Below are 17,187 nucleotides of genomic sequence, written 5' to 3' on the forward strand. Positions count from 1 at the left end.
CGTGACCGAAGACCCTACGGAGTTCCCCGCGATGCACAGCCCCCACGACCCGTACGTGCGCGTCCGCGGCGCCCGTGAGCACAACCTCAAGGGCGTGGACGTCGACGTCCCGCGGGACGTGGTGGCCGTGTTCACCGGTGTGTCCGGCTCCGGCAAGTCCTCGCTCGCCTTCGGCACCGTCTACGCGGAGGCGCAGCGGCGCTACTTCGAGTCGGTCGCGCCCTACGCCCGCCGGCTGATCCAGCAGGTCGGCGCCCCGAAGGTCGGCGAGATCACCGGGCTGCCGCCCGCCGTGTCGCTCCAGCAGCGCCGGGCGGCGCCGACGTCCCGTTCGTCGGTCGGGACGGTCACCAACCTGTCCAACTCCCTGCGGATGCTGTTCTCGCGCGCCGGCGACTACCCGCCGGGCGCCGCGCGGCTGGACTCCGACGCCTTCTCGCCCAACACGGCGGCCGGGGCGTGCCCCGAGTGCCACGGGCTCGGCCGGGTGCACCGTACGACCGAGGACCTGCTCGTCCCCGACCCGTCGCTGTCGGTCCGGGACGGCGCGATCGCCGCGTGGCCCGGCGCCTGGCAGGGCAAGAACCTGCGGGACGTCCTCGACGCGCTCGGCTACGACGTGGACCGGCCGTGGCGCGACCTGCCCGCCGAGCAGCGGGAGTGGATCCTGTTCACGGACGAGCAGCCCGTGGTCACCGTGCATCCGGTGCGGGAGGCCGGGCGCATCCAACGGCCGTACCAGGGCACGTATATGAGCGCCCGCCGGTATGTGATGAAGACGTTCTCGGACTCGAAGAGCCCGGCGCTGCGGGCGAAGGCCGAGCGGTTCCTCACCAGCGCGCCCTGCCCCGTCTGCGGCGGCGGCCGGCTGCGGCCGGAGGCCCTGGCGGTGACCGTCGGCGGCCGGACCATCGCCGAGCTGGCCGCGCTGCCGCTCACGGAGCTCGCCGCGCTGCTGCCGACGGGCGACGAGACGGCCCGGGTGCTCACCGCCGACCTGATCTCCCGCATCACGCCCGTGGTCGAGCTGGGTCTCGGCTATCTGAGCCTCGACCGCCCCGCGCCCACGCTCTCGGCGGGCGAGCTGCAGCGGCTGCGGCTGGCGACGCAGCTGCGCTCGGGGCTGTTCGGCGTCGTGTACGTCCTCGACGAGCCGTCCGCGGGCCTGCATCCGGCGGACACCGAGGCCCTGCTGGCGGTGCTGGAGCGGCTGAAGTCGGCGGGCAACTCGGTGTTCGTGGTGGAGCACCACCTCGAGGTGATGCGCGGCGCCGACTGGATCGTGGACGTCGGTCCGCGGGCCGGCGAGCACGGCGGGCGGGTGCTGTACAGCGGCCCGGTGGCCGGGCTGGCCGAGGTCGCGGAGTCGGCGACGGCCCGCCACCTCTTCGACCGCTCCCCCGCCCCGGCCCGCGCGGTGCGGAAGCCCCGGGGCACCCTGACGGTCGGTCCGGTCACCCGGCACAACCTGCGCGGGGTGAGCGCCGCGTTCCCGCTGGGTGTCCTCACGGCGGTGACCGGCGTGTCCGGGTCCGGGAAGTCGACGCTCATCGGCGCGATCACCCAGGAGACGCCGGGTGTGGAGCGGTTGGTCTCGGTGGACCAGAAGCCGATCGGCCGCACCCCGCGGTCCAACCTGGCGACGTACACGGGCCTGTTCGACGTCGTGCGGAAGGTGTTCGCGGCCACCGACGCGGCACGCGAGCGGGGGTACGGCGTCGGCCGGTTCTCCTTCAACGTGGCGGGAGGGCGCTGCGAGACCTGCCAGGGCGAGGGGTTCGTCAGCGTCGAGCTGCTGTTCCTGCCGAGCACGTACGCGCCGTGCCCGGACTGCGGCGGGGCACGCTACAACCCCGAGACGCTGGAAGTGACGTACCGGGAACGGAACATCGCCGAGGTGCTGGACCTGACGGTGGAGGCGGCGGCGGAGTTCTTCGCGGACACCCCGGCGGTGGCGCGCAGCCTGGCCGCGCTGCTCGACGTCGGGCTCGGCTATCTGCGGCTCGGCCAGCCCGCTACGGAGCTGTCCGGCGGGGAGGCGCAGCGCATCAAGCTGGCGAGCGAGCTGCAGCGGGGCCGCCGCGGCCACACCCTGTACCTGCTGGACGAACCGACGACCGGTCTGCATCCCGCCGACGTGGAGGTGCTGATGCGGCAGCTGCACGGTCTGGTCGACGCCGGGCACACGGTGATCGTGGTGGAGCACGACATGGCCGTGGTGGCGGGCGCCGACTGGGTGATCGACCTGGGACCGGGCGGCGGCGACGCGGGCGGGCGGATCGTCGCCGCGGGCCCGCCGGCCGAGGTGGCGCGGGTGCGGGGCAGCGCCACCGCGCCGTATCTGGCGCGGCTCGTGGCCGGCGGGACGGACGGCGGGACGCGCCGGTGAGATCGTTCACCGGTGCGCCCCGCCGGACGGTGGCCCGCGGTTACTCGCGGTTCCGCCGGATGTCCTCCTCGGTCATGCCCTCCGTCTCGGCCTCGATGCGCTCCTTGCGGACCTGCCCGCGCACGGTCTCGTCCTCGATGTGCTCCTCCGTGGTCATTCGTACGCGTTCGACCGGCACCGTCTCGGTCTCCACGACGGGGCGTTCCTCGTGCAGGGTGACCTCGTGCTCGGCCTCGCTGATCTCCGGACCGGAGAGCGCCTGGTCACGGTTGGCGTCCGTGATCGGTTCGCGCTCCACGCGCACCTCCTCGTGGCGCACCGGGACGGTCTGCTGGACCTCCTCGGTGACCACGTACTTGCGCAGCCTGGCCCGGCCGGCCTCGTGCCGCTCGACGCCGACGTGCATCCGCTCCTCCGAGCGGGTCATGGCGTCGTCGCCGCGCATGCCTCCGCGGTCCGCCGCGTCCTGGCGACCGGTGGTGCCCGCGGTGCCTGCCGCGCCCGCCATACCGGCCGTGCCCGCCGTGCCGGGGCCCGCGGCCCAGCGGCCGTCGTCGGTGCGCTCCGCCTCGGACAGCACGCTGTCCCAGTTGATGCCGTAGTAGTCGTAGAGCCGGTGCTCCTCGGACTCCGACAGATGGCCGCCCGCGTCGACGTCGACGTGGGGCGCGTCCTTGACCTGGTCCTTGCGGTACGGGACCTCGATGTGGTCCTCCACCAGCGAGGCGTCGCGGATGGGCACGAACGACTCGTGGGAGCCGAACATGCCGGTCTTGACGCTCACCCACTCGGGGCGCCCGGTCATGTCGTCGAAGAAAATGTGCTTGGCGTCGCCGATCTTGTTGCCGTCCCCGTCGTAGACCGGATGATCCAGGACGTCGGCCAGCTCTTCACGGGTGATCATCTGGCATCACCCTCCTTCCGGAGTGCCTGCAGTCCGTCTGTCCTCATCAACACTCCGAAAACAGGACATAAGGCATAAAGTGCGCGAACTTTTCGAATGCGCTTCCTCCTGGTGACCGTCCGGACGGGTCGGACATACGAGACGGGGCCGGGAGGAGCACCTCTCCCGGCCCCGTCCGTCCGCACCGATCGGCGAACGTCCGTCGCTGCTACCGCTTCGACACCTTGCGGGTCGCCCGCAGCCACTCCTTGTTCATGCTGGTGATGGAGAACAGCGGGATGCCCTTCGGGCAGGCCGTCGCGCACTCGCCCGCGAGCGTGCAGCCGCCGAAGCCCTCCTCGTCCATCTGCGCCACCATGTCCAGCACCCGCGTCTCCCGCTCGGGCGCCCCCTGCGGCAGGACGTTCAGGTGGTTGATCTTCGCCGACGTGAACAGCATCGCCGCCCCGTTCGGGCACGCGGCGACGCACGCGCCGCAGCCGATGCACTCGGCGTGCTCGAAGGCGAAGTCGGCGTCCGGCTTCGGCACCGGCGTGGCGTGCGCCTCCGGCGCGGCACCCGTGGGGGCGGTGATGTAGCCGCCGGCCTGGATGATGCGGTCGAAGGCCGAGCGGTCGACGACCAGGTCCTTCACGACCGGGAAGGCGGCGGCCCGCCACGGCTCGACGTCGATGGTGTCGCCGTCCTCGAAGGACCGCATGTGCAGCTGGCAGGTGGTGGTGCGCTCGGGGCCGTGGGCGTCGCCGTTGATGACCAGCGAGCAGGCGCCGCAGATGCCCTCGCGGCAGTCGTGGTCGAAGGCGACAGGCTCCTCACCCTTGAGGATCAGCTCCTCGTTGAGGGTGTCGAGCATCTCCAGGAAGGACATGTCCGGCGAGATCCCGTCCACCTCGTACGTGGACATGGCGCCTTCGGCGTCGGCGTTCTTCTGGCGCCAGACGCGCAGGGTGAGCTTCATGCGTAGCTCCGCTGGGTGGGGTGGACGTACTCGAAGACCAGGTCTTCCTTGTGCAGGGTCGGGGCCTCGCCCGTTCCCGTGAACTCCCAGGCGGCGGCGTAGGAGAACTCGTCGTCCTTGCGGGCGGCCTCGCCGTCCGGGGTCTGGGACTCCTCGCGGAAGTGGCCGCCGCAGGACTCGGAGCGGTGCAGCGCGTCGAGGCACATCAGCTCGGCGAGCTCCAGGTAGTCGACGATGCGGTTGGCCTTCTCCAGCGACTGGTTGAACTCCTCGCCGGTGCCGGGCACCTTGATGCGCCGCCAGAACTCCTCGCGGATCCGCGGGATGCGTTCCAGGGCCTTGCGCAGGCCGGATTCGTTCCGGGCCATGCCGCAGAACTCCCACATGAGTTCGCCCAGTTCGCGGTGGAAGGAGTCGGGGGTGCGGTCACCGTCGACGGACAGCAGCAGGTTGATCCGGTCCTCGGTCTCGGCCAGCACCTCCCGCACCACCGGGTGATCGTCGTCGACCTCGTCCTGGTGCGGGTTGCGGGCGAGGTAGTCGTTGATGGTGGCCGGGAGGACGAAGTAGCCGTCCGCCAGGCCCTGCATCAGCGCGGAGGCGCCGAGCCGGTTGGCGCCGTGGTCGGAGAAGTTGGCCTCACCGATCGCGAACAGGCCGGGGACGGTGGTCTGCAGGTCGTAGTCGACCCACAGTCCGCCCATCGTGTAGTGCACCGCGGGGTAGATCCGCATGGGCACCCGGTACGGGTCCTCGTCGGTGATCCGCTGGTACATGTCGAAGAGGTTGCCGTACTTGGCCTCGACGGCCTTGCGCCCCATGCGCTCGATGGCGTCGGCGAAGTCCAGGTACACGCCCTGGCCGCCGGGGCCCACTCCCCTGCCCTCGTCGCAGACGTTCTTCGCGGCGCGGGAGGCGATGTCGCGGGGCACCAGGTTGCCGAAGGACGGGTAGATGCGCTCCAGGTAGTAGTCGCGCTCGTCCTCGGGGATCTTGTTCGGCGGACGGTCGTCGCCCTTGGCCTTCGGCACCCAGATCCGGCCGTCGTTGCGCAGCGACTCGCTCATCAGCGTCAGTTTCGACTGGTGGTCGCCGGTGCGCGGGATGCAGGTCGGGTGGATCTGCGTGAAGCAGGGGTTGGCGAAGTACGCGCCGCGCCGGTGCGCCCGCCACACGGCGGTCGCGTTGGAGTTCATGGCGTTGGTCGACAGGTAGAAGACGTTGCCGTAGCCGCCGGAGGCGAGCACCACGGCGTCCGCGAAGTACGTGTCGATCTTCCCGGTGATCAGGTCCCGGGCGACGATGCCGCGCGCCCGCCCGTCCACGACGATCAGGTCGAGCATCTCGGTGCGCGGGTGCATCTCGATGTTGCCGGCCGCGATCTGCCGGGACAGCGCCTGGTAGGCGCCGAGCAGCAGCTGCTGGCCCGTCTGACCGCGGGCGTAGAACGTACGGGAGACCTGGACGCCGCCGAAGGAGCGGGTGTCGAGGAGGCCGCCGTACTCGCGGGCGAAGGGCACGCCCTGCGCCACGCACTGGTCGATGATCTCGACGGAGATCTGCGCGAGCCGGTGCACGTTGGACTCGCGGGAGCGGAAGTCGCCGCCCTTGACGGTGTCGTAGAACAGGCGGTGGACCGAGTCGCCGTCGTTGCGGTAGTTCTTCGCGGCGTTGATGCCGCCCTGCGCGGCGATGGAGTGAGCGCGGCGCGGGGAGTCCTGGTAGCAGAACTGGACGACGCGGTAGCCCTGTTCGGCGAGGGTCGCGCCGGCGGAGCCGCCCGCGAGGCCGGTGCCGACGACGATGACCGTCTGCTTGCGCCGGTTGGCGGGGTTGACCAGCTTCGCCTCGAAACGGCGCTTGTCCCAGCGCTCGTTGACGGGCCCCGCCGGGGCCTTGGTGTCGACGACCGGCTCTCCGGTCGTGTAGTCGGCGTAGGTTGTCATGTCAGCTCACCACTCCGGTCATGACGCCCACGGGCACGGCGATGAAGCCTGCCGTGAGCAGCAGCGCGAGGACGTTCGCGACGGTCTTCAGGGCGCGGTCGCGGCTGCGGCTGCCGGCACCGAGGGTCTGGGCGGCGGACCAGAAGCCGTGCCGGATGTGCAGGCCGAGGGCGAGCATCGCGACGATGTAGATCACGTTGCCGTACCAGGTGGAGAAGGTGTCCACGACGTTCTGGTAGGGCTTGCCCGTCTCGAAGCCGCCGGAGTGCACGGTGCCGGTGGTCAGGTCCAGGATGTGCCAGACGATGAACAGGCCGAGGATGATCCCGCCCCAGCGCATGGTGCGCGTCGCGTAGCTCGAACCCGGCTTCTTGTGCACGTACTTGCTGGGCCGAGCCTTGATGTCGCGGCGGCTGAGCTGGTACGCGGACGTGGCGTGGGCGACCACGGCGACGACCAGCACGACGCGGATCAGCCACAGCGTCCACTCGTAGTGCATGAACGGCTCGCCGACCGTGCGCAGCCAGTGGGCGTAGTGGTTGAACTCGCTCGTCCCGAAGAAGATCTTCAGGTTACCGATCATGTGGGCGACCAGGTAGAGCAGCATGACGAGACCGCTGACCGCCATCACTGTCTTCTTGCCGACGGACGAGTCCCACACGGTGCGCGCCATGGACGGCCGTCGGTCCGTCCGCGTTGCCAGAGCCATGCCACCGACGCTACGGGGGTGAGGGGCAATCGGTCCAAGACATGGTACGGCTTGTTTCCATAGGATCCGGCTATCGACCGTCGTATGCTTGCGGCATGCAGTTCCAGCAGCTCCAGTACTTCGTGGCGGTCGCCGAGACCCGCCACTTCACGCGGGCCGCGGAGAGCGTGCACGTGGCGCAGCCGTCGCTGTCGCAGCAGATCAAGGCGCTGGAGCGGGAGCTCGGCGCGGATCTGTTCCTGCGGGCGCGGGGCAACATCACGCTGACCGACGCCGGGGAGGCGCTGCTGCCGCTGGCCCGGCGCATCCTGGCCGACGCGGACACCGCGCGGCACGAGGTACTGGAGCTGGTGCAGCTGCGCAGCGGGCGGGTCCGGCTGGGTGCCACGCCGAGCCTGTGCACGGGGCTGCTCCCCGACGTGCTGCGGGCGTTCCACGACCGCTACCCCGGCGTCCGGCTGCTGATCGAGGAGAGCGGCTCGCACGACCTGGTACGGGAACTGGCCCGCGGCGCGCTCGACCTGGCGCTGGTGGTCCTGCCGCTGCCCACCGCGTCGCCGGCGCTGACCACGGTGGAGCTGCTGCGGGAGGACCTGGTGGTGGTGTCGTCGCCGGAGGCGCCCCGGCCGGGCGGCGGGCGGCGGGCGGTGCGGATCGCCGACCTGGAGGGCGAGCGACTGGTGATGTTCCGGCACGGCTACGACCTGCGGGAGCTGACGGTGGCCGCGTGCCGCTCCGCGGGGTTCGAGCCGGACCTCGCGGTGGAGGGCGGGGAGATGGACGCGGTACTGGGGTTCGTGCGGGCGGGGCTGGGCATGGCGGTCGTCCCCCGGATGGTGGCGGCGCGGTCGGGGCGCGGTCTACGGGTGACACCGCTGGCCCGCCCGGGCCTGCACCGGACCATCGCCCTGGCCCACCGCAGCGACGTGGCCCCGCCGAGGGCCGCGCGGGAGCTCCAGCGGATGCTGCTGGAGAGGTGAGGCCCGGCCCCGTACCGGGCCGGAGGCCGGGACGTCGCCGTCCCGGGCGCGGGACTCCGGACGCGCCTGGCCCCGGGAGTCCCGCTCGACCGCCACCGCGGCCCTCGTGCGCGTGGCGGCCGAGGTGGCCGGGGCCGCCCGCGACGGAGCGTAGGCGGCCCGGGGCCGGAGCCCGGTTCAGCCCGTGGCGTCCACCAGGGCCAGTTCGTGCAGGCGCTCCGGCGGGCCCGGGCGGGCGTAGTACCAGCCCTGGGCCGTGTCGCAGCCCAGGACGCGCAGCTGCTCGGCCTGGGCACCGGTCTCCACGCCCTCCACCGTGACGGTCAGGTCGAGGCTGTGGGCCAGGGCGACGATGCCCTCCACGATCTTGAGGTCGACCGGGTCCGCCGGGAACCGCTGCATGCTCTGCGTGAAGGAGCGGTCCAGCTTGAGGACGCTCACCGGCAGCCGGCGCAGGTTGGCGAGGTTGGAGTAGCCGGTGCCGAAGTCGTCCAGGGCGATGTCGACGCCCATCTCGGCCAGCCGGCGCAGTGGCTTCAGCAGGTCGTCGTCCGCGCCGATCAGCGCGGACTCCGTCACCTCCAGGCAGAGCGCGTCGGGTGCGACGCCGATGCGTTCCAGGATCTCGACGGTGTCCTGGACCAGCCCGGGGTGGGTGAGCTGGCAGGGCGAGAGGTTGACGTTGATGCGCAGCGGGCCCGCGGCGGTCGCCTCGCCGTACCGCTCCCGCCACGTACGCGCCTGCCGCACGGACTGCTCCAGCACCCAGCGGCCCAGCGGGACGATGAGCCCGGTGCGCTCGGCGAGCGGGATGAAGCGGTCCGGGCCGAGCACGCCGTGCTGCGGGTGCAGCCAGCGCACCAGGGCCTCGGCGCCGTGCACGCTGCCGTCGTCGAGGTGCACCAGCGGCTGGTACTCGATGAAGAACTCGCCCCGCTCCAGGGCCGCCGGCAGCGCGGTCGTCAGCCCGTGCCGGGTGATGACGCGGGCGTCGGCCTCGGGGTCGGCGAGCTCGAAGCGGTTGCCGCCCGCGGACTTGGCCCGGTACATGGTGATGTCGGCGCTGCGCAGCACCTCCGCCGGACTGCGTTCCCCGGCCGGACCCTCGACGATGCCGATGCTGCCGCGCACGGTCAGTTCACGGCCGTCGACGTTGATGGGGGCGAGCAGCGCGTTCATGATGCGCCCGGCGAGCTCGTCCACCTCGCGCCGGGTGTCCGGGCCGGTGGTCAGCGCCACGAACTCGTCGCCGCCGAGCCGGGCGACCATCTCGCCGGGCGCGGTGGCGCAGGCCTGGAGCCGGTCGGCGACCTCCACGAGCAGCCGGTCGCCGGCCGCGTGGCCGAGGCTGTCGTTGACGGTCTTGAAGCCGTCGAGGTCGAGGTAGCACAGGCCGAACCGCTGGCCCGGGCCCGCGCCGAGGGCCTTCTCCAGGCGCTCGAAGAAGAAACTGCGGTTGGGCAGGCCGGTGAGCGCGTCGTGGGTGGCCTCGTAGCGCAGCCGCAGGTTGAGCAGGCGGCGCTCGGTGGTGTCCTCCATCAGCGCGAGCTGGTACTGCGGGCTGCCGTCGGGGTCGCGCAGCAGGGAGACGGTCAGGTTGGTCCACAGGACCGTGCCGTCGGGCCGGTAGAAGGCCTTCTCGCAGTGGTAGGCCTCGCGTTCGCCGCTCACCAGCTCCTGGTAGAGCCGCCAGGTCTGCGGCGCGTCGTCGGGGTGGGTCCACTCCCTGACGTTGCGGCCGCGCAGCGAGAGGTCGGTCAGGCCGAACATGCGGGTCAGGGCGCCGTTGACCTGGAGGATGTTGCCGTCGAGGTCGGCGATGCCGATGCCTATGGCGGCGCCCTCGAAGACCGCGCGGAAGCGGGCCTCGCTGGCGTGCAGGGCCTCGGCCACCACGCCCTGCGCCTTCAGGGCGGCCTGCGCGATGGCCTCCTGCTCGGCGAGCGTGCGGTCGCGCAGCGCCCCGGCGAACCCGGCCGCCATGGCGTGCTGGAGTCGCGCCGAACGCGCCCGCAGGGCCTCGGGGTCGCCGTCCTCGCCGCAGTACAGCACCAGGTAGGCGTCCACGCAGTCCAGCGTGCGGGCGAGGGCGTCGGGGTCGGTGCAGTGCACGTCGACGAGTGCCGCGCCGACGGCCTTCGCCTCCTCGGTGTCCAGGCTCCGGGCCCGCAGCAGCTCGCTCAGCCGGCGGGCCAGCGGCATCAGTTCTTCCTCGAACTCGGGCCGGGTCGACGACGTCGAGGTCACCGGGAACACCGCGCGGCTCCAGATCGTCGCGAACCTGCGGAGTCTGTCCTCCGGCCCGCCCGGCTCCGCGGTCACGCCGTACGCCCCACGCCCGCGAAGCCGGAGAAGGCGTACGGGTCCTCGTCCTCCGGCGCCGTCTCGGGCCGCCAGCGCGGCATGGGAACCAGTCCGGGTTCCACCATGTCGTACCCCTCGAAGAACCGGGCGATCTCGTCGCGCGAACGCATGATCAGCGGATTGCGGATGTCCTTGTAGACGTCCACCGCGCCCCCGGCCCGTTCGGCGGGCAGCGGGATCCCCTCGTACGAGGCGTGCGTGAGGACGAGCAGGCTGCCGGGTGCGAGCGCGTCGCGCAGTTCGGCAACCGCCGCGTAGGGGTCGTCCGCGTCTTCCACGAAGTGCAGTATGGCAACGAGGAGGAGGGCCACCGGCCGATTCAGGTCGATCAGCCGCTCCACCTGGGGGCTGTCGAGGATGTCCCGCGGCTTGAGCAGGTCCGCGGCCACGACGTCCGCGTCCTCGGCGCCCGCCAGGACCGCCTGGCTGTGCGCGACCGCGACCGGGTCGTGGTCGACGTACACCACGCGGGCACCGGGCCGGGCCGCCCGGGCCACCTCGTGGACGTTGCCGAAGGTGGGGATGCCGGAGCCGATGTCCAGGAACTGGTCGATGCCCTCACCGGCCGCGAAGCGCACGGCGCGGCGCAGGAACGCCCGGTTCGCCTGCATGATCTTGGGGAGCCCCGGCATGAACTCCATGGCCCTGCGGGCCGCTTCGCGGTCGACCTCGAAGTTGTGCGAACCGCCCAGGTAGAAGTCGTAGATGCGGGACACGCTCGGCACCGAGATGTCGATGCTCCATGGGGCCCAGGCGGGGCGCTCCATCTGTCTCTCCAAGGCTCGGGCGATCCGGTGTTCGAGCTGAGGCTACTGATCGCCCGCCGAAGGGGCGAGCCCGAGCGGGGATCGACCGTCCGTTCCCGGTCACTGCCCGCGGCACGTGCCGGGCGCCAAGGCGTGCCAAAGCGCGCGAATGGGGCCGTCCCCTCCGCCGGGAAACGGAGGGGACGGCGCCGGAAGGCCCTGGGGCCCTGGAGAGGAGGCCCGGGGAGAGGCTGCTATTTCTTCGGCGCGCCGACCGGCTTCCCGTCGGGCGCGACGGCGTACCAAGTGCCGCCGACACCCTGGCCGTTGGTGTCGCCGGCCTTCTTGTCACCTGCGAAGGTGTAGATCGGCCAGCAGTCGACCGTCTGCTGCGCGGCACCGTCGGGCCGGGTGAAGCCCATCAGGCCCTTCTTCACCACCCCCTTGGTGTCGTTCGCCTCCACCGGGGCCACGACCGGCCACTTCTCCAGGCAGGCCCCGGTGCACGCGGAGACCGGTTCCGGCCACGCCTCGTCCTTCATGAAGCGGTAGACGGTCATGCCGTTCTCGTCGACGACGATCTCGCCGAGCTCGGGGTCGTCGCGGGTGGACAGTCCCGCCGGGTCGGCCGCCCCGGCCTTCTTGCCGTCGGGGGCGAGCGCGTACCACTTCCCGCCGACGCCCTGGCCCTTGACCTCCCCGACGGCGTCCTTGGCGTAGCGGTACGCCGGCCGGCCGCCGATGGTCAGCTGCTTGGTGCCGTCGGCGCGGGTGACCTCGCCGAGCAGCGACTTGTCGATGCCCTCGCCGGCGATGGCGTCGTCCGCGGCCACCGGCGGCCAGGCCGTGGCGCAGCCGGCCTCGCACGTCGTCCTGGGCGGCTGGGCGGTGTCCTGGTCGAACCGGTAGAGGGTGCGGCCCCCGCCGTCGGTCACGAGCTCGCCGAGCTCGGCGTTCGCGGAGACGGACAGCTTGCCGGCGGACACGGGCGGAGCCGCGGATGCCTGCCCGCCCTCGGCGCCGAGGCCGTCGCCGACTCCGGTGCCGAGGGTGCCGACGTCACCGGGGGCGGCCGTCGCGCCCACGTTCTGGCTGCCCGAGGCGGCGCCGCCGTCCTGACCGCACGCCGTCGTCAGCGCCAGCACCGCCGCGGCGCCCGCCACGAGTGAGGCGTTCCGCCAGGAGGTCTTCATGGTCGATCCCCGATCATCGCAAAGGTGTTGCGGCGCCCTGCTGAGTCGCCGCACGACACTGGGTACGCACGACGGCGCGGGTTGTGTTCAGCCGGGGCGGGGAATTCTTTCCGGCCGGGACTCGCCCGCCCCGGTACCGGCGAGCGGAGAGCGGACCTCCCTCCGACGGGACCTCCGTCCACCGGGACCGCCGTCCACCGGAGCCTCCGTCCGAGAGGGCCTCCGCCCCGCTCCTCCGCGCACGCGCGTACGAATCCGTGCGCGGGCGGCCGACCGCCGGTCAAACCGCCGACCGGCCCGTGTCCCTCCTTCGGGGCAATCACCGGATTCTCCCGCGTGGCACCGCGCACCAAGCCTGATGATCTCGTCGTGCACGGACCCGAACCGACCCAATCCACCGCCGCCTGCAGGGTGTTGGCCCTGGTGACGCTGACGTTCGCACTCGTCGGCACACCGGTCGGCACGGCGCAGGCCGACGCCTGCGCGTGGGCCTCGACCGGCCCGGGGGGCATCGAAGCGGTGGCGGTCGCCGGGAGTGCCTCCTGGCCCACCTTCCCACCGTGCCCGGAGCCCACTCCCCCACCGCCGCCCACGCCCACCCCGACCCCGCCTCCGAAGCCCACGCCGCCGAAGCCCACACCCCCACCGCCGCCCACGCCGAAACCTCCGCCTCCACCCGCCCCGAAACCCGAGCCGCCACCGCCGCCGCCCCCGCGCCCGGCGCCGCCCCGCCCCACGCCCACCCCTACGCCGACACCGTCACCGACGCCCGCACCGACGCCGCCACCGGTCCGGCCGCCCGTTCCCGCGCCCGCCCCGTCGGCCACGCCGACGCCCCGCCCGTCACTGACCCCGGTGCACTACCCGCGGTACCGCACCGCCCGGGTGCAGCAGCGGTCCTCACGCGGGGCCGCCTCACCCCTCGTCTTCGTCCTGCTCATCACGGTGCCCGCGCTGGTCGCCGTCGCCGCGCTGCGCGCGCGCTGATCCCTGGAGGCTCCTCTTGCCGGAATGGCTTGTTCTCATCCTCGCGATGCTGGCCGCGTGCGCCGTCGTCGTCATCATCACCTTCCTGCGGCACCGCACAGCCTCCGACGACGAGGACATCACCGAGACCCCGGACGTCATCGAGTACATGACGATGTGGATCGGCGTGGTGTACGCCATCGTCCTGGGCCTGGCCATCGCCGGTGTCTGGGAGGCACGCAGCGCCGCCGAGGACCACGTGCAGGCGGAGGCCGTCGCGCTGCACGAGATCTCCGAGCGCGTCCGGGTCTATCCGCCCGACGTCCGTGACCGCATCCGGGAGGATGTCAACGCCTATGTCGGACACGTCGTGACGACCGAGTGGAAGTCCATGGCCGACGAGGGCCGGGTCACCGAGCGCGGCACCGAGCTGCTCGACCGGGTCCGCGCGGACGTCACCGACTACGAGCCGCGTTCGGACTTCGAGGCCCAGGCCTACCAGCCGCTCGTCGACCAGGTGGCCGCCGCGGACCAGGCCCGTACCTCCCGGGCGGAGTCGACCGGAGCCACGATGCCGGGGGTGGTGTGGTTCGGGCTCATCACCGGTGCCGTCGTCACGATCGGCATGGTCTTCGCCCTGCAGATCCGGCGCACCGCGCGGGAGTTGGTCCTCGCCGGGCTGTTCTCCGCGCTGATCGCCTTCCTGCTCTTCCTGATCTGGGACTTCGACGCGCCCTACAGCCGCGGGGTCGCGGCGTCGACGGATCCGTTCCTGAGCCTCTTCCCGGGCGTCAAGGGCTGACGGACCCGCACAGGCCCGCCCCCGGCCGCCGCGCCCCGCGCACAGGGCGTCGCCCCGGTTCCCCTGGGGGCCCGGGGCGGCGGCCTGCCGATGTGGGCCGTCACGAGGGCGGTGACGGGCGGGCCCTCTCCCCGACGGTGGAGCCCGCACGATCCCGGTGGGGCGGGGTCAGATCCGGCGCTCGGACCGACGGCGCATCCAGAACAGGCCCCCGCCGGCGACGGCCGCGGCCACGAGCCCGCCGCCGATCGCGACGTCCGCCGGCGTCGCCCCGGTCGAACTGCCACCGCCGAGACCGCCGCGGACACCGCCGATGACGGTGAACGCGGCCGGGCGGGTCAGCGTCCTGCCCGAGCAGTTGACCCTGATGTCGTAGGAGCCGGGCCGGACGTCGTGCCTGATGGTGGCGGTGCCCCTGGAGGTCTCGTTGGCCCCTCGGACCGGGGTCAGGTGCGCCCTGCCGAACGCCTCCGAGGTCATCGTCCCGCCCTGCGGGCAGCCGTCGACCGTGACGGTCATCTGGCCGCCGCGCGCGATGACGCTGGGCAGGGCGACGATGTTGCTCGGCGTGTTGTGGTCGCCGCCGGCGGTGGCCGTGGGGGCGGCCAGCCCGAGAACGGCGACCGCCGCACCCGCGGCCGCCAGGGCACGAAAGTTGCGCATGTCATCCTCCGCGGAAGACGCCCCGGGACCCGTCCCCGGTCGATCGGCGAGAAAGCGCCTCCCAGAAAGACCCTCAGTTGCCGTGCCCACCACCGCATTTCGGGAATGGTCCGTCCCGGTGAGAGGGCGTACCGGGCCGGAACCGGGCGAGTGGACAACACCGCAGGTCACGGACCGTCAGGAGATTCCGGCCGGGCGTGTCCCGGATGGCTCACCACCGGAGGCCCGCACCACCCGTTCGCATGCGTCCCGTCGCCGCGGGGATGCGCCGCGCTTAGCGTTCTCGTATGCGCGAGCGACACGGCGACGGCCGTGCCGAGAGGGGAAGGCGAATGTACGGGTCCGAGGAACTGGCCGAGGAGGAGCGGCGGAGGAAGCGCGCTCCCTGGGGCGTGATAGCGCTGGTTCTGCTGACCGGACTCGCGCTCATCCGCAACGGTTCGGGCGAGTTCGACGTGGGCCCGCCGCAACCCGCTTCGGCGGCCGCCTCGGACACGCGCGCCGCCGGCGGGGGCAAGACCGTCGCGGGACCCGCCCCGCTGGCGTACGCGGTTCCCGACCGGATCAGGATCCCCGCCATCCAGGTCGACGCGCCGGTCATGCCGGTGGGCCTGGACGCGGACGGCTGGGTCGGCGCGCCGCCGCCGGAGGACCCGAATCTGGCCGGCTGGTTCACCGGCGCGGTCTCCCCCGGGGAGAAGGGCACGGCGGTGGTGGTCGGCCATGTCGACAACAAGCAGGGCCCCGCCGTCTTCTACGGGCTCGGGGCCCTGAGGAAGGGAAACAGGATCGAGGTGTCCCGTCAGGACGGGAAGACCGCGGTGTTCGAGATCTACGGCATCGAGGTGTTCGCGAAGGACGACTTCCCCGGCGACCGGGTCTACGCCTCCAAGGGCGCCCCCGAACTGCGGGTCATCACCTGCGGCGGCGATTTCACCAAGCAGAGCGGCTACGACGGGAACGTCGTGGCTTTCGCCCGCCTGGCCGAGGCCCGCTGAGCGGACCCGGCCGGGCGGGCGCGGCGCGTCTCACGCGTGCTGCCGCCGGGGGACGGTGAGGTGATAGCCGGAGTCGAGCAGCTGCGGCAGATAGGTACGCAGGGCGCGCACGGTCTGCGAGCGGTCGCCCCCGGCGTCGTGCGAGAGCACCACGACGCCGGGGGCGGCGCCGCCCTCGATCCGGTCGATGATGGTGGCGGTGCCGGGGGTGGTCCAGTCGAGGGAGTCGACGGTCCAGGCGAGGGGTTCCATGCCGAGTTCGGCGCCGAGCTGGAAGACGGCGCGGTTCCACGCCCCGTACGGTGCGCGGAACCAGCGGGGCGGCTCGCCGTAGGCCTTCTCGACGATCTCGCAGGTGCTTTCCATCTCGGAGCGGATGCGGCGCCGGGTGAGCTTGGTCAGCAGGGGGTGGGACCAGGTGTGGTTGCCGACCACGTGTCCCTCGTCGGCCATCCGGGTCAGCAGGTCCCTGTTGTCGTCGGCCATCTCCCCGCACACGAAGAACGTCGCGCGCACGTCGTACTCGGCCAGCGTGTCCAGGATCCGGGGGGTGTAGCGGGGGTCGGGTCCGTCGTCGAAGGTGAGCATCATGGTGCGGCCCCGTCCGGACATGCGCAGGATCGGCTCGCTGCGCGCCGGGGGCCGACGGTGGGGTCCGGCCCCCGGCGTGCCGTATCCGGCCAGGGGCTGGAGGCGGTAGGCGGAGGGAGCCAGTGGACGCCGCGCCGGGGCGCCCGGAGCGGGGGCGGCCGCCGGCCGGGCCGGTCCGTGGTCCCGGCCCACCGCGAGCACACCGGCGGTACCGGCCGCTCCGACCGCCGCAGCGCCGGCGAGCAGCACGCGGCGCCGCGTGAGCAACTGATCCTTCTTCATGACTCATGACTCGCCCGGGCAGGATCCGACGCCCCTGAACGACACCGGTGCGGCGGCACGGAACCACCCGGCCGGCCCAGTGGGCGTACCCGGTGGCGGCTCGCCCCGGGGTGGCGTGGGACGGGCGGCCGGGGCCGGGCGGATCCGGGGCTTCCGATAACCTCGCCGCGTGACGCAACAGCACTCCCCTCAGTTCGAACGGGGCACGGACGGGCCGAAGGTCATCGTGGTCGGGGTGGACGGCTCCGACTCCTCGCTCCGCGCGGCGGCCTACGCCGGCGGTCTGGCCCGGCGGCAGCGCGCGCTGCTCGCCGTGGTGTACGTGCAGCCGGTGCTGGCGGCGGGGGCGGCGCTGGGCGCGCCGGTGGCGGAGACGACCGACGAGATCGCCGAGGACCTGGTGGCCCAGATCCGGGCGGCGACGGAGCGGTCCAAGGGGATATTCGACGTGCGCTGGGAGTTCCACACCTTCCGCGGTGATCCCTACAACGGTCTGGTGAAGGCGGCCGACGAGCTGCGGGCGGACGCCGTGGTCGTCGGCGCGTCCGAGCAGGCCGGGCACCGTATCGTGGGTTCGGTGGCGGTGCGGCTGGTGAAGGCGGGACGCTGGCCGGTGACCGTGGTGCCGTAGCGCCCGTCGGTCCGGTGCGTGCGTCGTGCCTTCCGTCGGGGACGCGAGTGAGTCATCATGATCCA

15 protein-coding genes are annotated in these 17,187 nt (G+C 72.5%); 6 read left to right on the forward strand and 9 right to left on the reverse strand.

Annotated elements, in window-relative coordinates; genetic code table 11:
• Window positions 1-31: 31 nt before the first annotated feature.
• Window positions 32-2,389 carry an ATP-binding cassette domain-containing protein gene (locus tag ACIRFH_RS29030; protein ID WP_403526995.1) on the forward strand — a complete coding sequence of 786 codons (2,358 nt, stop codon included), beginning with the start codon at window positions 32-34 and terminating at the stop codon, window positions 2,387-2,389.
• A gap of 40 nt (window positions 2,390-2,429) precedes the next feature.
• Here ACIRFH_RS29030 and ACIRFH_RS29035 read toward each other — a convergent pair whose 3' ends face one another.
• The 4 genes from ACIRFH_RS29035 to ACIRFH_RS29050 form a co-directional block, all read right to left on the reverse strand.
• Window positions 2,430-3,293, reverse strand: a complete 864-nt coding sequence (locus ACIRFH_RS29035) for a DUF2382 domain-containing protein (RefSeq protein ID WP_403526998.1) — start codon at window positions 3,291-3,293, stop codon at window positions 2,430-2,432.
• 208 nt (window positions 3,294-3,501) lie between these two features.
• Window positions 3,502-4,251, reverse strand: coding sequence for a succinate dehydrogenase/fumarate reductase iron-sulfur subunit (locus tag ACIRFH_RS29040; RefSeq protein WP_403527001.1), 750 nt, complete (start codon window positions 4,249-4,251; stop codon window positions 3,502-3,504).
• Window positions 4,248-6,197 (reverse strand): fumarate reductase/succinate dehydrogenase flavoprotein subunit, encoded by a 1,950-nt coding sequence (locus ACIRFH_RS29045; protein ID WP_403527004.1) that lies wholly within the window; start codon window positions 6,195-6,197, stop codon window positions 4,248-4,250. The genes ACIRFH_RS29040 and ACIRFH_RS29045 overlap by 4 nt, the downstream gene beginning before the upstream one ends.
• A gap of 1 nt (window position 6,198) precedes the next feature.
• Window positions 6,199-6,870 (reverse strand): succinate dehydrogenase, encoded by a 672-nt coding sequence (locus ACIRFH_RS29050; protein WP_403527123.1) that lies wholly within the window; start codon window positions 6,868-6,870, stop codon window positions 6,199-6,201.
• Between the two features lie 131 nt (window positions 6,871-7,001).
• On the opposite strand from ACIRFH_RS29050, the gene ACIRFH_RS29055 reads away from it, so the two are divergent.
• On the forward strand, window positions 7,002-7,886 hold the full coding sequence (locus ACIRFH_RS29055) for a LysR family transcriptional regulator (RefSeq protein WP_403527007.1): 885 nt from the start codon (window positions 7,002-7,004) through the stop codon (window positions 7,884-7,886).
• Window positions 7,887-8,063: 177 nt separating this feature from the next.
• On the opposite strand, the gene ACIRFH_RS29060 is transcribed toward ACIRFH_RS29055, so the two are convergent.
• From ACIRFH_RS29060 to ACIRFH_RS29070, 3 genes are all read right to left on the reverse strand, one after another.
• A complete protein-coding gene (locus tag ACIRFH_RS29060; RefSeq protein ID WP_403527010.1) occupies window positions 8,064-10,208 on the reverse strand; it encodes a putative bifunctional diguanylate cyclase/phosphodiesterase in 2,145 nt (714 codons plus the stop codon).
• Entirely contained in the window at window positions 10,205-11,017 is an 813-nt protein-coding gene (locus ACIRFH_RS29065; RefSeq protein ID WP_403527013.1) for an SAM-dependent methyltransferase, read from the reverse strand. Before ACIRFH_RS29065 ends, ACIRFH_RS29060 begins: the two co-directional genes overlap by 4 nt.
• A 233-nt stretch (window positions 11,018-11,250) precedes the next feature.
• Window positions 11,251-12,189: an SCO0930 family lipoprotein gene (locus ACIRFH_RS29070; RefSeq protein ID WP_403527016.1), complete on the reverse strand. Its 939-nt coding sequence runs from the start codon at window positions 12,187-12,189 to the stop codon at window positions 11,251-11,253.
• A gap of 855 nt (window positions 12,190-13,044) precedes the next feature.
• Here ACIRFH_RS29070 and ACIRFH_RS29075 point away from each other — a divergent pair.
• Together ACIRFH_RS29075 and ACIRFH_RS29080 are read left to right on the forward strand one after the other, a co-directional pair.
• On the forward strand, window positions 13,045-13,176 hold the full coding sequence (locus ACIRFH_RS29075; RefSeq protein WP_403527019.1) for a hypothetical protein: 132 nt from the start codon (window positions 13,045-13,047) through the stop codon (window positions 13,174-13,176).
• A 16-nt stretch (window positions 13,177-13,192) separates the two neighbouring features.
• Window positions 13,193-13,957 carry a hypothetical protein gene (locus ACIRFH_RS29080; RefSeq protein WP_403527022.1) on the forward strand — a complete coding sequence of 255 codons (765 nt, stop codon included), beginning with the start codon at window positions 13,193-13,195 and terminating at the stop codon, window positions 13,955-13,957.
• A gap of 168 nt (window positions 13,958-14,125) precedes the next feature.
• Here ACIRFH_RS29080 and ACIRFH_RS29085 read toward each other — a convergent pair whose 3' ends face one another.
• Window positions 14,126-14,620, reverse strand: coding sequence for a hypothetical protein (locus ACIRFH_RS29085; RefSeq protein ID WP_403527025.1), 495 nt, complete (start codon window positions 14,618-14,620; stop codon window positions 14,126-14,128).
• A gap of 332 nt (window positions 14,621-14,952) precedes the next feature.
• On the opposite strand from ACIRFH_RS29085, the gene ACIRFH_RS29090 reads away from it, so the two are divergent.
• The gene (locus ACIRFH_RS29090; protein WP_403527126.1) at window positions 14,953-15,618 is read left to right on the forward strand and encodes a class F sortase; all 666 of its coding nucleotides are present in this window, start codon (window positions 14,953-14,955) and stop codon (window positions 15,616-15,618) included.
• A gap of 30 nt (window positions 15,619-15,648) precedes the next feature.
• Here the strand turns inward: ACIRFH_RS29090 and ACIRFH_RS29095 are convergent, their stop codons facing one another.
• On the reverse strand, window positions 15,649-16,491 hold the full coding sequence (locus ACIRFH_RS29095) for a polysaccharide deacetylase family protein (protein WP_403527028.1): 843 nt from the start codon (window positions 16,489-16,491) through the stop codon (window positions 15,649-15,651).
• 169 nt (window positions 16,492-16,660) lie between these two features.
• Between ACIRFH_RS29095 and ACIRFH_RS29100 the strand changes: the two genes are divergently transcribed.
• The gene (locus ACIRFH_RS29100; protein ID WP_403527031.1) at window positions 16,661-17,122 is read left to right on the forward strand and encodes a universal stress protein; all 462 of its coding nucleotides are present in this window, start codon (window positions 16,661-16,663) and stop codon (window positions 17,120-17,122) included.
• Window positions 17,123-17,187: the final 65 nt, after the last annotated feature.

Source organism: Streptomyces sp. NPDC093586 (assembly GCF_044764905.1).
Taxonomy (GTDB): domain Bacteria; phylum Actinomycetota; class Actinomycetes; order Streptomycetales; family Streptomycetaceae; genus Streptomyces.

Excerpts from the sequence above, each read along its gene's own strand:
- ACIRFH_RS29085 (WP_403527025.1), bottom strand. The coding sequence starts at position 14,620 with ATGCGCAACTTTCGTGCCCTGGCGGCCGCGGGTGCGGCGGTCGCCGTT.
- ACIRFH_RS29090 (WP_403527126.1), top strand. The coding sequence starts at position 14,953 with ATGTACGGGTCCGAGGAACTGGCCGAGGAGGAGCGGCGGAGGAAGCGC.
- ACIRFH_RS29040 (WP_403527001.1), bottom strand. The coding sequence starts at position 4,251 with ATGAAGCTCACCCTGCGCGTCTGGCGCCAGAAGAACGCCGACGCCGAA.
- ACIRFH_RS29055 (WP_403527007.1), top strand. The coding sequence starts at position 7,002 with ATGCAGTTCCAGCAGCTCCAGTACTTCGTGGCGGTCGCCGAGACCCGC.
- ACIRFH_RS29065 (WP_403527013.1), bottom strand. The coding sequence starts at position 11,017 with ATGGAGCGCCCCGCCTGGGCCCCATGGAGCATCGACATCTCGGTGCCG.
- ACIRFH_RS29095 (WP_403527028.1), bottom strand. The coding sequence starts at position 16,491 with ATGAAGAAGGATCAGTTGCTCACGCGGCGCCGCGTGCTGCTCGCCGGC.
- ACIRFH_RS29035 (WP_403526998.1), bottom strand. The coding sequence starts at position 3,293 with ATGATCACCCGTGAAGAGCTGGCCGACGTCCTGGATCATCCGGTCTAC.
- ACIRFH_RS29070 (WP_403527016.1), bottom strand. The coding sequence starts at position 12,189 with ATGAAGACCTCCTGGCGGAACGCCTCACTCGTGGCGGGCGCCGCGGCG.
- ACIRFH_RS29030 (WP_403526995.1), top strand. The coding sequence starts at position 32 with ATGCACAGCCCCCACGACCCGTACGTGCGCGTCCGCGGCGCCCGTGAG.
- ACIRFH_RS29050 (WP_403527123.1), bottom strand. The coding sequence starts at position 6,870 with ATGGCGCGCACCGTGTGGGACTCGTCCGTCGGCAAGAAGACAGTGATG.
- ACIRFH_RS29045 (WP_403527004.1), bottom strand. The coding sequence starts at position 6,197 with ATGACAACCTACGCCGACTACACGACCGGAGAGCCGGTCGTCGACACC.